The 14,653-nt window shown below is 73.2% G+C and carries 12 protein-coding genes and 1 riboswitch; of the genes, 4 read left to right on the forward strand and 8 right to left on the reverse strand.

All coding sequences use genetic code 11. The features are described 5' to 3' along the window. Positions 1-56: 56 nt before the first annotated feature. From Q2K19_RS00875 to Q2K19_RS00890, 4 genes are all read right to left on the reverse strand, one after another. Positions 57-2,630, reverse strand: coding sequence for a glycosyltransferase (locus Q2K19_RS00875; protein WP_302766755.1), 2,574 nt, complete (start codon positions 2,628-2,630; stop codon positions 57-59). Positions 2,631-2,709: 79 nt separating this feature from the next. Beyond that, entirely contained in the window at positions 2,710-3,747 is a 1,038-nt protein-coding gene (locus tag Q2K19_RS00880) for a Gfo/Idh/MocA family protein (protein WP_302766757.1), read from the reverse strand. Next, complete coding sequence (locus Q2K19_RS00885; RefSeq protein ID WP_302766759.1) at positions 3,744-4,853, reverse strand: DegT/DnrJ/EryC1/StrS family aminotransferase; 1,110 nt, start codon at positions 4,851-4,853, stop codon at positions 3,744-3,746. The genes Q2K19_RS00880 and Q2K19_RS00885 overlap by 4 nt, the downstream gene beginning before the upstream one ends. Before the next feature lie 92 nt (positions 4,854-4,945). Then, positions 4,946-5,626: a TetR/AcrR family transcriptional regulator gene (locus tag Q2K19_RS00890; RefSeq protein WP_302766761.1), complete on the reverse strand. Its 681-nt coding sequence runs from the start codon at positions 5,624-5,626 to the stop codon at positions 4,946-4,948. A 164-nt stretch (positions 5,627-5,790) separates the two neighbouring features. Here Q2K19_RS00890 and Q2K19_RS00895 point away from each other — a divergent pair, with 164 nt between their 5' ends. The 4 genes from Q2K19_RS00895 (at position 5,791) to Q2K19_RS00910 (ending at position 10,880) form a co-directional block, all read left to right on the forward strand. Next, the gene (locus tag Q2K19_RS00895; protein WP_302766763.1) at positions 5,791-6,693 is read left to right on the forward strand and encodes an ABC transporter permease; all 903 of its coding nucleotides are present in this window, start codon (positions 5,791-5,793) and stop codon (positions 6,691-6,693) included. Next, complete coding sequence (locus tag Q2K19_RS00900) at positions 6,686-7,486, forward strand: ABC transporter ATP-binding protein (protein ID WP_302766765.1); 801 nt, start codon at positions 6,686-6,688, stop codon at positions 7,484-7,486. Before Q2K19_RS00895 ends, Q2K19_RS00900 begins: the two co-directional genes overlap by 8 nt. Positions 7,487-7,630: 144 nt before the next feature. Next, complete coding sequence (locus tag Q2K19_RS00905; protein ID WP_302766767.1) at positions 7,631-9,142, forward strand: bifunctional cytidylyltransferase/SDR family oxidoreductase; 1,512 nt, start codon at positions 7,631-7,633, stop codon at positions 9,140-9,142. Between the two features lie 22 nt (positions 9,143-9,164). Beyond that, positions 9,165-10,880 (forward strand): CDP-glycerol glycerophosphotransferase family protein, encoded by a 1,716-nt coding sequence (locus tag Q2K19_RS00910; protein ID WP_302766770.1) that lies wholly within the window; start codon positions 9,165-9,167, stop codon positions 10,878-10,880. Between the two features lie 4 nt (positions 10,881-10,884). Here the strand turns inward: Q2K19_RS00910 and Q2K19_RS00915 are convergent, their stop codons facing one another. From Q2K19_RS00915 to Q2K19_RS00930, 4 genes are all read right to left on the reverse strand, one after another. Then, the gene (locus Q2K19_RS00915; protein WP_302766771.1) at positions 10,885-11,637 is read right to left on the reverse strand and encodes an alpha/beta fold hydrolase; all 753 of its coding nucleotides are present in this window, start codon (positions 11,635-11,637) and stop codon (positions 10,885-10,887) included. Between the two features lie 115 nt (positions 11,638-11,752). Continuing rightward, a complete protein-coding gene (locus Q2K19_RS00920) occupies positions 11,753-12,601 on the reverse strand; it encodes a C39 family peptidase (RefSeq protein WP_302766772.1) in 849 nt (282 codons plus the stop codon). Positions 12,602-12,800: 199 nt separating this feature from the next. After that, positions 12,801-12,942, reverse strand: a riboswitch (cyclic di-AMP (ydaO/yuaA leader). A gap of 287 nt (positions 12,943-13,229) precedes the next feature. Then, positions 13,230-14,015, reverse strand: a complete 786-nt coding sequence (locus tag Q2K19_RS00925) for a hypothetical protein (RefSeq protein WP_302766774.1) — start codon at positions 14,013-14,015, stop codon at positions 13,230-13,232. 152 nt (positions 14,016-14,167) lie between these two features. Beyond that, entirely contained in the window at positions 14,168-14,593 is a 426-nt protein-coding gene (locus Q2K19_RS00930) for a hypothetical protein (protein ID WP_302766777.1), read from the reverse strand. Between the last annotated feature and the right edge of the window lie 60 nt (positions 14,594-14,653).

Genomic DNA, 14,653 nt, shown 5'->3' on the forward strand with positions numbered 1-14,653 from the left:
TACGCCGAACGGCCCGCCGACCGGAAGGTCGGCGGGCCGTCGTCGTGCCGGGGCGGTCAGCTGCTGAGGAACGAGGCGAGCTGACGGGCCGTCCAGGTGCCGTCGTGGTACGCGCGGGCGTACTCGGCCGAGGCGAGGCCGATCTTGGCGGTGGCGTCCCGGTCGTCGAGCAGCGACTCCACCACCTCGGTCAGGTTGGCCGGGGAGGCGTTGACGATCGGCAGGTCACCGCCGACGGTCTTGGTCACCTGCTCGCTGAGGTAGGCCACCACCGGCTTGCCGGCCGCCATCGCCTCCACCGCGAAGGTGCCGAAGCTGCCCGTGGTGAACTGGTCGAGCACCAGGTCGCACTCGCGGACCAGCTCGCGCATCTCGGCCCAGGCGACGCCCTCGGCGAGGCGCAGCTCGATGACGCCCTTGTCGTGCAGCGCCTGCATGGCCGGCAGGATCCGGTCGGTGCCCTTGGTCCAGCGCTTGGAGGGCGCGTGCAGCACCAGCGGGCGGGCCCGCTCCATCACCGGCCGGTCGCACGCCCAGGACTCGACGTCCACCACCAGCGGCGTCCAGGTCGCCCAGGGCAGGTCCTCCAGCAGGTCCGGCGTGGTCACGAAGGCCGGCAGGCCGGACTCCTCGGCCACCCGCCGGTTCCGCTCCGCCTTCTTCTGCAGCTTGGCCGCGACGCCCTTCGGCGCGTCGGCGAAGAGCGAGAACTGGTGCCGCTCCTGGTGCCGCCCGGGGTGGCGGACCTCGCTGCCGTGCGCCAGCAGCGCCACCTTGATGCCGGCCTTGTGCAGCGCCGGCAGGTCACCCTCGATGTTGTCGCCGTTGAGGTGCCCGAGCAGCGGCATGAACGCGTCCACCAGCACGTGGGTGTACTGGCTGAGCACCCGGTTGACCTGCTCCAGCTGGAAGTCGAGCTCGGGCTGGCGCAGCGACTCGAGGTAGACGTCCGCGGGGTAGTCGAAGGAGGTGGGGAGCTTGTTCATCACCACCTCGATCGACACGTCCGGGTTGTCGCGGGAGATCGCCTTAGCGAACGCGGCGGCCTGCCCGGCGTAGTTGGCCGGGCCGAGGCCGAGCCGGACCTTGGTGTCGGTGAGGGCCCGCCAGGTCGGCAGCTCGCGCCGCTCGGCCGCCCGGCCGGGCAGCAGCCCCGCCGGGCGCTCCTGCACGGTCCACGCGATGTCCGGGCGCGGCGCCGCCGGGGCGAGACCGGAGATGTCCCGGTAGAGCTTGAGCAGCGTGCCGCTCTGCCGCTCCCAGGAGAGGTCGTCGAGGATCTCCTCGCTGATGTGCCCGGCCAGCTCCGACCGACGGGCGGTGGCCCGCTCGACCGCGGCGACGAAGCCCGCCACGTCGCCGGAGGGGAACACCTCGCCGATGTCGTGCTGCTTGACGTACGCGCTGACCACCTGCACGTCGCTGGTGACCAGGGGCAGCCCCGCGTGCAGGTACTCGGAGACCTTGGTCGGCAGGGAGAGCTCGCAGTTGGGCGTGCGCTGGAACGGGATCAGCCCCAGGTCGGCCGAGCTGAGGTAGTCGGCGACCTCGTAGGGCGCCACGTAGGGCAGCAGGTGCACCCGGTCGCGGGCGCCGAGCGCCTCGGCCTTGGCCAGCAGCTCCTCGAGCAGCGGGGTCATCCGTCCGGTGACCAGCGCCAGGTGGTGCTCGGGCAGCTTCGGCAGGGCCGCGATCACGGTGTCCAGGCCGCGCTCCGGGCCGATCCAGCCGCCGTAGACCATCAGCGGGACGTCCTCGGCCAGGCCGACCCGGGCGCGCACGGACGCCTCGACGTTGCCGCTGCGGATACCGTCCCGGACCGGCGAGTTGCCGACCACCAGCGGGCTCTTCGGCAGCGCGTACTGGCTGCGCAGCATCTCGGCGATCTGCTCGGAGACGGTCACCACGGCGTCGGCCCGGGCGATGAACTCCCGCTCGGCGGCCTTCACGCCGCTGGCCTGGTGCGGCTTGGGCCACTCCACGCCCTGGACGTACTCGTGGGCGTCGTAGAGCCAGACGCACTTCTTGCCCCGGGCGCGCAGCCGGGCCGCGCTCATCGCCGCGGCGGGGATGGTGTTGATGTCGTTGGCGTGGATGACGTCCGGCTCGAGCTCCTCGAGCACCGGCCCGAAGGCCAGGTCGATGTCGAGCAGGATCGGCCAGTCGGTCCGCCAGTCACCGGTCGGCGCGCCCGGCTTGCTGCCGTGGAACTGCTCCCAACCCCAGGCGCGCACGCGCAGCTCGTGGAACGTCTCGTGGGCCTTGATCCAGGCGCGCGGCGGCGGGTTCGCCTTGCCGGTCTGCTTGCGCAGCCACGCCTGGTGCCGGGCGCGGTAGCGGTTCAGCGCCGACTTGTCGGGGATGCGGAACTGGGTGAGCACGCGGCGCACCCGGTGCCGGCTGCCGTGCTGCCGGGAGAGCACCGGCGGGACGGGAACGCGGATCACCTCGATCGGGCCCATCGCGGAGTGCTCGGGCTCCTTGCCCTTCTTCTTCGGGCTGCGACCCACCAGGACGACGTCCCAGCCGTCCCGGGCGGCGGCGATGGCGGTCTTCTGGACGCGGGAGTCTCCGGTGATGCCGTTCGCGACCAGGACGACGAGTCTCGGCGGGCGGGAGGGCGATGACATTCGCGGTCCTTCGTGGAATGAGGGGCGGACGGGTTCGCGCCCGGCCGCGGCCCGCCGGTGCGGGCCGCGGCCGCCCGGGTCAGCGGGTAGGGACGGCGCCCTCGGCGGGGGACGCGTGCCGCGCCCCAACGGTCACGGTGCTGCCGTCCGAGGCCGAACGCAGCAGCGCCCCGGCCACCTCGACGGTGCGCAGTCCCTGACGGAGCGTGACGATGTCGCTCTCCTTGCCCTCCACCGCGTCGCGGAACCGCTCGTGCTCGACGAGCAGCGGCTCGCGCTTCGGGATGGCGTAGCGCACCATGTCGCCCTCGGCCACCCCGCGGAAGGCGCGCAGCGCCTCCCACTCGGTGTCGATCGCGCCGTTGGCGTAGAAGGTCAGGTCCGCGGTGAGCGTGTCGGCGACGAAGCAGCCCTTGTCGCCGGTGATCACAGTGGACCGCTCCTTGAGCGGGCTGAGCCAGTTGACCAGGTGGTTGACCATGGTGCCGTCGGTGAGCTGGCCGACCACGGCGACCATGTCCTCGTGCAGCCGGCCGCTGCGGGACACCGTCCGGGCCGAAACCGAGGTGTATTCCTGGCCGGTGACCCAGCTGGTCAGGTCGATGTCGTGGGTGGCGAGGTCCATGACCACGCCGACGTCGGCGATCCGGTGCGGGAACGGGCCCTGCCGCCGGGTGACGACCTGGTAGACCTCGCCCAGCTCACCGGCCTCCAGCCGCAGCCGCAGGCTCTGCAGGGCCGGGTTGTAGCGCTCGATGTGGCCGACGCCGGCGACCAGCCCGGCCGCCTCGAACGCCTCGACCAGCCGGGTGGCCGCCTCGACGGACTGGGCCAGCGGCTTCTCGATCAGCGCGCTGACGCCGTTGCGGGCCAGCTCCAGGCCGACCTGCTCGTGCAGCGCGGTCGGGCAGGCGACCACCGCGTAGTCGATCCCCATGGCGAGCAGCTCGCCCAGCTCGGGCACGACCGGCGCGCGCAGGGTGCCGGTGACGTCGCCGGCCGGGTCGACGATGCCGACCAGCTCGACGCCGTCGAGGCCGGAGAGCACCCGGCCGTGGTTGCGACCCATCGCGCCGAGGCCGATCAGGCCGGCGCGCAGCTTGCGGCCCTGGCTCATCGGGCACCCCCGGCCAGGTTCGCGCCCTCGGCGATCCGCTCCAGGTCGGCCTGGCTGAGCGACGGGTGCACCGGCAGCGAGACGACCTCGGCCGCGGCCCGCTCGGTCTCCGGCAGGTCCCACGGGCCCGGCTTGCCGTCCTCGGTCAGGTACGGCTTGAGGCGGTGGATCGGGGTCGGGTAGTAGACGGCGTTGCCGATGCCCAGCTCGGTCAGGCGGGCCATGGCGGCGTCCCGGTTGCCCTGCACCCGCACCGTGTACTGGTGGTAGACGTGCCGGGCGGCGTCGGCCACCGGCGGGGTCACCATGCCGGTGATGTTGGAGTCGAGGAACTTGGCGTTGGCCCGGCGCTGCTCGGTCCACTCCCCCAGCTGGGTCAGCTGCACCCGGCCGATGGCGGCGGCCACGTCGGTCATCCGCATGTTGGCGCCGACGATCTCGTTGGCGTACCGCTGCTCCATGCCCTGGTTGCGCAGCAGCCGCAGGGTGCGGGCGAGGCCGGCGTCGGCGGTGCTGATCATGCCGCCCTCCAGGGCGTGCATGTTCTTGGTGGGGTAGAAGCTGAAGCAGCCGGCGGTGCCGAACGCGCCGACCGGGGTGCCGTGCAGGCTGGCGCCGTGCGCCTGGGCGGCGTCCTCGACCACGGCGAGGTTGTGCCGCTCGGCGATCGCCATGATCTTGTCCATCGCGGCGGGGTGGCCGTAGAGGTGGACCGGCATGATGGCGACGGTCCGCGGGGTCACCGCGGCGGCGACCGCCTCCGGGTCGACGCAGAAGCTGCCCGGCTCGATGTCCACGAAGACCGGCTCGGCGCCGACCAGCCGGACCGCGTTGGCGCTGGCCGCGAAGGAGAACGACGGCACGATCACCTCGTCGCCCGGGCCGAAGCCGAGCGCCATCAGGGTCAGCTGCAGGGCGGAGGTGCCGGAGTTGACGGCGACGCAGTGCCGGCCGGCGACGAGCTCGCCGAACTCCTCCTCGAACGCCGCGACCTCGGGCCCCTGCACCACCTTGCCGCTACGCAGCACCCGGACAGCCGCCTCAATCTCGGCTTCGCCGATGATCGGCCGTGCTGGTGGGATAAAGTCTGGGTGCTGCCCAGCCATGGGGGATCCTCCTGGTGTAGATGGTGCTGGTGGGGGTTCGGTTGGCGATAGTAGCCGGTCCGACTGAGCGGTAAATTGTGCTCCCGCAACGTTCATGCGCCGGCCCGGTGCGGTTCAGATTCGGTCAGGGTGCGGGCGTCCCACACCTCTTGGTCCTGCTCGGCCGAACCCGTACATGCTACTCGCAGAGCCGCGACGACAGCGGTTGCCATGCGGCTGAGCTGAGGCGTGTCCAGGGGTGACCGGGAGATCGCCAGGCGCCAGTAGACGGGGCCGACGATCAGGTCAGCCGCGGCCCACGGGTCGGCGCCGGCCGGCAGCTCGCCGCGGGCGACCGCCCGGCCGATCACGATCTCGCCGACGCGCGCCTGGTAGTCGCGCATCGCCTTCTCCAGCGTCTCCGCGATCTGCGGGTTGCGCGCCGCCTCGGCGAGCAGGTCGGGAATGATCTGCGACGCCAGCGGGTGGCTGAGCGCCCCGGAGGCGACGAGGAGCAGCACCTCGACGTCCCCGTGCAGGGTGCCGGTGTCGAGCAGGGGCAGCTTGCGCCCCGCGGCGGCGGTCACCATGTCGAGCACCAACTCGAGCTTGGAGCGCCAGCGGCGGTAGATCGCCGTCTTGCTGACCCCGGCCCGCCGGGCGACCGCCTCGATCGACAGTCGTCCGTATCCGACCTGCGCCAGCTCCTGCATGACGGCCCGCCGGATGCCCTTGGTGATGTCGTCGCGAAGAACGGCCGCGCCGGCCGGTGCCCGCCTCTTGTCGGTCTTCACGGGGAACAATGTAGCGCAACGACGGTACGGTTGCGTCCCGACGTGTTTTGGACTACCTTCCACGCAGCAGCGAGGCACCCTCCCCACACCGGCCACGCTAGATTTCAACGCCGCGACACATTCTCATTGCTCCCCATCAGCACGAAAGATCGGAGCGCCTGACCATGGCCAACACCGCGGTGGCCGACCCCGAATCCGGGCTCACCCGGGCCCAGCTCGCGCAGCGGTACGGGCTCCGGATCGCCGGGGAACGCCCGCCCCTGGCCGAGTACGCCCGCCGCCTGTGGGCGTACCGACACTTCATGACCGCGTACTCGCGGGCGAAGGTCGCCTCGTCGTTCAGCCAGACACAGCTCGGCCAGCTGTGGCAGGTGCTGACCCCGCTCACCAACGCGGCGGTCTACTACCTGATCTTCGGCGTGATCCTGTCCCAGCACCGGACCGTGCCGAACTTCATCGCGTACCTCTGCACCGGTGTGTTCATCTTCATGTTCACCCAGAGCGCGGTGCTCCAGGGCACCAGCGCCATCACGGGCAACCTGGGGCTGATCCGGGCGCTGCAGTTCCCGCGGGCGGCGCTGCCGATCACCGTCACCCTGGTGCAGCTCCAGCAGCTGCTCATGTCGATGGTGGTGCTGGCCGGCATCGTCCTGCTGACCGGCGAGCCGCTGTCCTTCCGCTGGCTGCTGATCGCCCCGATGCTGCTGCTGCAGACCGTCTTCAACGTCGGGCTGACCATGGTGATGGCCCGGCTCGGCTCGAAGCTCACCGACCTCAAGCAGGTCATGCCGTTCGTGCTGCGGACCTGGATGTACGCCTCCGGCGTGCTCTACCCGGTCTCGCTCTTCCGGGAGCACCTGCCGCACTGGGCGGCCAAGCTGCTGGAGTGCAACCCGCCGCTGGTCTTCATCGAGTTGGCCCGCTACGCGCTGCTCGACTCCCACCAGCCGCACATGACGACCTCGCCGCTGATTCTCTGGGGCCTCGCCCTGGCCTGGGCGGTCGTGATGGGTCTCGGTGGGTTCGTCTACTTCTGGCGTGGAGAAGAGGAGTACGGACGTGGCTGAGCAGATCCAGCCGGCGGGCAGCGCCGCCGTCGTCGACTCGGGGCGCGTCCCCACCGTCGTGGTGGACGACGTGCACGTGATCTACCGGGTGCACAAGGGCGCCACCGGGGGCACCAGCCCGGTCTCCGCCCTCAAGCGCATCGTGTCCCGGACCAGCGCGCCGAACATCCGCGAGGTGCACGCGGTCAAGGGGGTGAGCTTCACCGCGTACGAGGGTGAGGCCATCGGCCTGATCGGCAGCAACGGCTCCGGCAAGTCGACCCTGCTGCGGGCCATCGCCGGCCTGCTGCCGCCGGCCCGGGGCGCCGTCTACACCCAGGGCCAGCCCTCGCTGCTCGGCGTGAACGCGGCCCTGCTCAACGACCTTTCCGGCGAGCGCAACGTGGTGCTCGGCTGCCTGGCCATGGGCATGCCGCCGGAGGAGGTCAAGCGGCTGGCGCCGGAGATCATCGAGTTCTCCGGGATCAACGAGCGGGGCGACTTCGCCTCGCTGCCGATGCGGACCTACTCCTCCGGCATGGGCGCCCGGCTGCGCTTCGCCATCTCCTCGGCGAAGAAGCACGACGTGCTGCTCATCGACGAGGCCCTCGCCACCGGTGACCGCAAGTTCCGCGCGCGCAGCGAGCAGCGGGTCCGGGAGCTGCGCGACAGCGCCGGCACGGTGTTCCTGGTCAGCCACTCCATCGGCTCGATCCGGGACACCTGCGAGCGGACCCTCTGGCTGGAGAGCGGCGTCCTGCGGATGGACGGCCCCACCGACGAGGTCTGCGACGCGTACGAGAACCAGAAGTAGTCCGACGGAGCGCACCGGTCCGGTTCCGCCCGGGTCGGTGCGCTCCGTCGTTCGCGTTATGGTTTCCTCGGTTGCCCACCAAAGTTCACCACCCGGTCACCGAGGCGTAAAAACCCCATCCCCCGCAGAAGTGAGGAACGGCAAATGACGCAGGACCGCACCATCGCACCGGACGCCGCATCGGCGAGCCCGGCGCCCTGGCGCCCCTCGCGGACGGTGGCGGTGATCCTCGCCGGGGGGACCGGGACCCGCCTCGGGCTGGGCATCCCGAAGCAGCTGCTGAAGATCGCGGGCAAGCCGATCATCGAGCACACCCTGGCCGTCTTCGAGGCCGCGCCGGAGATCGACGACATCATCGTGCTGATGGCCGCCGGCCACGTGCCCGACGCCGAGCAGATCGTCGCCAACGCCGGCTTCCGCAAGGTCACCAAGGTGATCGAGGGCGGCGACACCCGCAACGACACCACCCGCATCGCGCTCGACGCGGTCGGCGAGGGTGACGTCAACGTCCTCTTCCACGACGCGGTCCGGCCGCTGGTCAGCGCCCGGATCGTCCGCGAGTGCGTGAACGCGCTCTGGACGTACGCGGCGGTGGACGTGGCCATCCCGTCGGCCGACACGATCATCCAGGTCGACGCGGACGACTGCATCACCGACATCCCGGTCCGCTCGACCCTGCGCCGGGGCCAGACCCCGCAGGCGTTCCGGTCCGGCACCATCCGCGAGGCGTACCGGCGGGCCGAGGGCGACCCGCACTTCGCCGCCACCGACGACTGCGGCGTGGTGCTGCGCTACCTGCCCGGCACGCCGATCAAGGTGATCGACGGCTCGGACGAGAACATCAAGGTCACCCACCCGGTCGACGTGCACCTGGCGGACAAGCTCTTCCAGCTCGCCGCCGCCCAGGCGCCCAAGGTCAGCGACCACCGCAGCTACACCGAGGAGCTGACCGGCCGGACCATCGTGGTCTTCGGCGGCAGCTACGGCATCGGCCACGACCTGACCGAGCTGGCCCGCCGCTACGGCGCCCAGGTCTTCCCGTTCAGCCGCTCCACCACCGGCACGCACGTGGAGCGGGCCGAGGACGTGGCCGAGGCGCTGAAGACCGCCTTCGAGGCGACCGGCCGGATCGACCACGTGGTGGTCACCGCCGGCATCCTGGAGAAGGGGGCGCTCGCGGAGATGGACCAGGACACCATGGACCGGCTCCTGCACGTCAACTTCGTCGGCCCGGTCACCATCGCCCGGCAGTCCCTGCCCTACCTCCAGCAGACCAAGGGCCAGCTGCTGCTCTACACGTCCAGCTCCTACACCCGGGGCCGGGCCCGGTACGCGCTCTACTCGGCCACCAAGGCCGCGCTGGTCAACCTGACCCAGGCGCTGGCCGACGAGTGGGCGGAGTTCGGCGTACGGGTCAACTGCGTCAACCCGGAGCGCACCGCCACCCCGATGCGCACCAAGGCGTTCGGCGAGGAGCCGGAGCACACCCTGCTCTCCGCCGAGGCGGTCGCGCAGGCCTCCCTGGACGTGCTGATCTCCGAACTGACCGGCCAGGTGATCGACGTGCGCCGGGCGCCCGGCGAGCCGGTCGCGGCGGTGCCCGCCCAGGCCGGCCCGCAGTCATCCGAGCAGCTGCCCACCGGCGTCGACGCCTGAGCCGCGGGACGGGACGAGCCAGATGCGTGGTGACCTGGTCCGGAAGCTGCTCGCCCGGGTGCTGACCACCGGGCTGGCGGTGCTGGCCTTCCTCGTCGTGGCGCTCACCGGGGCCACCGGCTGGGGCCTGGCGATCGCCGTGGCCGCGCTGGCCGCCGCCGCGGTGGAGCGCCGGATCCGGCCCAACGCCGACGCCGTGGCCGAGTCGGTGCTGGTCGCCGCCGGGATCCTGGTCGGCTACGCCCGCCGGCTCGACGGCGGCTTCGACCCCGCGCTCGCCCTGACCGCGCTGGTCCTGCTCGGCCTGGTGCTGCTGGTGGGCCCGCTGCGCGACGCCGGCGCGCTGGAGATCCGCGCGGCCAACCTGCCGGTCCGCTCATGGACCCCGCTGGTCGCCGCCCGGCTCGGGGACGCGCTGCTCGGGCTGCTCGCCGTGGTGGCGGTGGCCGCCGGCCTGGCCCTGCCGGCCTGGGTGGCGCTGATCGCCGCCCTGCTGGTCGCGGCGGGCTGCGGCGCGGTCGGGCTGGACCTGGCCCGGCGCCGGTTCCGCCCGCCCGCCGGCGGCGGCCCGGTCGGCCGCGCGCTGCGCCGGCACCAGCCCGAGTTCGTGCTCTACTTCTCCGCCCCGCCCGGGTCGGAGTACCAGGTCACCATGTGGCTGCCGTACCTGGAGCGGATCGGCCGGCCGTTCCTGGTGCTGCTCCGGGAGCCGGAGTTCCTGCCGGCCGTCGCCGCGGCGACCCGCGCGCCGGTGGTCTTCTGCCCGACGCTGAAGACCATGGACGAGGCGCTGGTGCCGAGCCTGCGCGTGGCCTTCTACGTCAACCATGGCGCGAAGAACAGCCACTGCATCCGCTTCTCCCAGCTCACCCACGTGCAGCTGCACCACGGCGACAGCGACAAGGCGCCCAGCGCCAACCCGGTCTCGGCGATCTTCGACAAGATCTTCGTCGCCGGGCAGGCGGCGATCGACCGGTACGCCCGGGCCGGCGTGGAGATTCCCGCCGAGAAGTTCGTGGTGGTCGGCCGCCCCCAGGTCGAGGCGATCGAGGTACGCCGGGAACCGGCGCGCGGAGCGGCGAACCCGACCGTGCTCTACACCCCCACCTGGACGGGGCACCACGCCGACGCCAACTACTGCTCGCTGCCGGTGGCCGAGACGGTGATCCGCCGGCTGCTGGACCGGGGCGCCACGGTGATCCTGCGGGCCCACCCGTACACGGCGCAGAACCCGGCCTCGGCGCGGCAGCTGGCCCGGCTCACCGAGCTGCTCGCCGCCGACCGGGCCAGGACCGGCCGGGCGCACCTGTGGGGCGCGGCGGCCGGCCGCGAGCTGAGCCTGACCGAGTGCGTGAACCGCTCGGACGCGCTGGTCTCGGACGTCTCCGGGGTCATCTCCGACTACCTCTACTCGGGCAAGCCGTACGCGGTGACCGACATGGGCGCCGACGGCGCGGACTTCGTGACGCGGTTCCCCCTCGCCGGTTCCGGCTACGTGCTGCGCCGCGACATGTCCAACGTGGACGAGGTGCTCACCGAGCTGCTCGACACCGACCCGAAGGCGGCGGACCGCTGGGCGACCCGCAGCCGCTACCTGGGTGACTTCCCCGCCGAGTCGTACGCCGAGGCGTTCCTCGACGCCGCCCGCCGGGAGCTGGAACCGGAGTGGAACCGGCCCGCGCCGCGCGCCGCCGAAGCGCCGGCGCCGGACGGCTCGCCGCTCTCCCCCACCGCCTGAGCCGTCACAGGTACGGGTCGAGCAGGGCGAGCACCGCCTCCGGATCCTCGACGTGTGCGTTGTGGCCGAGCCCCGGCAGGCTGGTCACCGGCACGCCGAGCTCCTTGAGCTGCGCGTCGGAGACCATCGGGTCCTGCTCGCCGCGGGCCAGCAGCACCGGCACGTCCGTCGCGGCGAGCAGCGCGGGCAGCCGTGGCTCCCCCACCGCGAACGCGGCCGGGTCCATGGCCAGCCGCCAGCGGCCGTCCTCGCGGCGCAGCCCCGCGTCGACCACCGGGTGGTCCGGGGCGAACAGCCCGGCCAGCCCGGCGACCCGCAGGTAGCGGCGGGCGGCCTCGTCCCGGCTGCTGAACCAGGTCACCGGCCGCTGGGCCAGCTCCCGGGCCTTGTCCAGCTCGGCCGGGGACCAGGCGGCCTTGATGCCGAGCCCGACCACCGCGTCCACCGGTAGGCGCCGGGCCCGCGCGGCGAGGGCCAGCGCCACCACGCCGCCGAGCGAGTGGCCGAGCACGACGAGGCGGTCCCGGGGGCCGAGCCGCTCGGCCACCGGACCGAGGCTCGCCACAACCCGGCTCGCGAGGGCCTCGAAGGAGTACGCCGGCAGCGGCGGCGACCAGCCGTGGCCGGCGAGGTCGGGGGCGAGCCAGCGCCCCGGCCAGCGGCGCTCCAGCAGCGGCGCCCACGGCAGCCACACCTCGCCGGTGGCTCCCATGCCGTGGAGGAGCAGCAGATGGCGGATACCTGTCGCATCGCCCATACGGCGCAGTGTGCCACCCGGCGGACACGGCGCGCGAGACCGGCAGCGGCGGGAGTCCGACAGACGACGTCGGGCCCCGGCTCAGGAAGCCGGGGCCCGACGGGGAAGGGTGCGATCAGGCGGAGTAGCCGCGGGTGCCCGCCCAGTTCGCCAGGTCGATGGTGCTGATCCAGTACTCGGGCAGCGCCGGGTTCGCCGAGTCGGCGATCCGCACGGTCCGGCCGTCGTTCTTGTAGCCGATGACGGCGATGTAGTGGCCGCCCGGGAACGAGTGCCAGCCGCCGTCGGTGTCGGTGGCGTCGCCGGCCACGTTGACCACCACGCCCCGACCGTCGGTGATCGCCTTGACCACGTCCGCCTGGAGCTGGTCCATCTCCGCCGGGCTCGCCGAGCCGCCGAACATGTGGGTCTTGTACGGGTTGCCCTTGACCATCTGGTTCAGGCCCCGGGTGGTGTCCTCGGCGGAGTTGGTGCCGTTCTCGGTGGTGCCGAGCGGGACCGCCATCGCTTCCTGGGTGGTCTCGACGCCGCTCGCGCTGAGCGCGTTGCGCACCGCGGCCGGGCCGCAGTTCCAGAACTGGTTCTGCGCCTCGTAGGTGTAGTCGAGGACCTTGGTCGACGGCGGCTTCGGCTTCGCCTTGCGGGTGGTGTCCGGGTCGGCGGAGGCCTTGGCCCTGGCCGACGCGGACGCCGACGGCGACGCGCTCGGCGAGGCGGACGGCGACGGGGCGGCGACCCGGGCCTCGCCGCGGGTGGCGACGTCACCGAGGCGCGGGGCCAGCTCGGCGACGGCGGCCGCGTTCTCCTGGCGGACCGGGGTGCTGCCGTCGGTGGCGGCGATCGCCGCGCCGACGCCGCCGGCGAGCACGAGCGCCGCGGCCGAGCCGGCGACGATCCGGGCCGGGCGCTCGGTCACGACACGCCGCAGCTGACGCTTCATTCGGTGCTTCACGTGTTCCTCCACGGGGGGCCTGAGCGGCACACGCCGGCCCGACACGCGGAGGAGTTCACGCGCGTTGCGGGGAGCGGGTGGCCGCGGGGATGGGAGCGCCCGGCGGGCCGGGCTGGGGGACGGTGCCAGGAGTCGCCGGTCAGGCGAGCGCCGGCACCGCGATGCCGTGGAGGCGGGGGGAGTGTCGGGGGGTGGTTCGCACGAGGAATGGAACTCCTTCCGTGGCCGCCTACCGGGTTAGCTGACGGATTCGGGCGGGAAGTACGCCCTACCGCGGGCCGTGGCTCGCGGATTCACCCCGGTGTTGCCCTGGGTCCCCGGTTCGTGAGATCACGATTAGGCGGGTCGGCACGGCGTCGCCACTTGCGATCGAAAACCGCACCGGACGCGCCGACACTACCGGTGGGTACGCCGCAAGCCAAGCGCCCCCACCTGCGTAAACCTCGAACATCGTTACTCTGACCGGAACAGTCGATCACTGACGTTACTCAATGGGACGACCAGTTATCCCGGAACCGTCGGGCGACAATCGGACATCGGGTGGCGACCGACCCGGAATTGCGGGGGTCGATCGCCCGACCTGATCCCGATGACCGTTTCCGTCCGGCCGTGACCGGGCTCACCGCATTCGGGTAACGATTCAGCCCACGCGCGCCGGCCGCCACCGCGCCGTCGGCGCCGCCCGCGGGCCGGCCGGCACCGGGGCGAGGGGCTGGGTCGCCGGCTCGGCGGGGCGGGCCGGGGCGGGGCCGGGGCGCAGCGCCGCGGCGGCCGCGTACGCCTCGGCGGCCAGGGCGCGGGCCGCCTCGGCGGCCAGTTCGGCGTCCCGCCAGGCCCGCTGCTCCCGCTCGGCGGCGGCCCGCCAGCCGGCGCGCCGGCCGTCGCGTACCGCCCGGGCCAGCACGATCTCCTGCTCGGCCGGGTGCCGGCGCGGGTCCCACCCGTTGCGGTGCGCCAGCACGTCGGCGAGCTGCCGGGCGGTCAACTCGCCCCGCCAGTGCGCCGCCATCGCGGCGTGGTGCAGCCAGCGCTCCCGGGCCGCGTACTCGGCGGGTGTCCGGGGCGTCCGCGGCGGAGGCAGCGCGGCGGCGCCGGCGACGCGGCGGGCGGCCCCGTCGGCCTCGTCGTACGCCCGCCAGGCCCGATCGGCCTCGTCCTGGGTGGCGAGCCACTGCTCGCGCCGGCGCCGGGCGGTCTGCGCGGCCCCGTCGGCGGCCACCGCCACCTCGTCGGCGTAGCGGGACAGGTCGGCGAGGCGGGCCGCCCGCTCGGCGGTCGGATCGGGGGCCGGGTCGGGCGGGGCGTCCCGCTCCGGTCGGGCGACCAGCGCGGCGAGCAGCCCGAGGGCGAGCAGGAGCAGGGCGGACCAGATGGCGGTGGCTTCGGGGACCTCGGTCAGGAAGTGGTGGAGAACGGTCTTCTCCATGGTCGGCACCTCACGGGAAACGTCGTGGCGGAGAGGTCCGCACGGCCGGCGGGGCGGGGCGCGAACCGGGGCGGGCGCCGCCGGGCCGCCGTCGGGCGCGTGCGGGGGTGAGGTTCGGTGGTGCGGCGAGGGCGGGCCGGGCCGCCCCGAAGTCAGCGGGCGGGCGGGGCCCGGGAGCCGACGGTCGCGGGCACCAGCCCGACCGGGAGGGGGTATCGCTCCGGCGGGGCGACCCCGGCCGGCCGCGGTGCCGCCGGAGCCGGCACGACCGGCCGGTCGGCCGCCGTTCCCGGGTCGACGTCGGCGGTTGCCGCCCCGGCCCGCGCCGCGGCACCGGTCACCGTGTCGGGCGAACCGGTGGGGACGAAGCCGAGGGCGCGGTCGGGGGAACCGGCGCGGACCGTCCAGGTGTCGACCGGGCCGGGAGCGGCCTGGGCGGCAGCGGCCTGCGCGGCCACCCCGACCGGCAACGTGGCCGCGCCGAGCGAGCAGGCGACCACCACGGCCAGGCTGGCCAGCATGCGGGCCGTCCAGCGCGCCACCCACCACAGGGGACAGGTGAGCGCGATCGGAAGCACGTGCCAAACCTACCGTCGAGACCCGCGCGCCGCATCGTCCCGGGCGTGTCGCCAGGGCTC

The sequence above is a fragment of the Micromonospora sp. NBRC 110009 genome, assembly GCF_030518795.1.
Lineage (GTDB): Bacteria > Actinomycetota > Actinomycetes > Mycobacteriales > Micromonosporaceae > Micromonospora.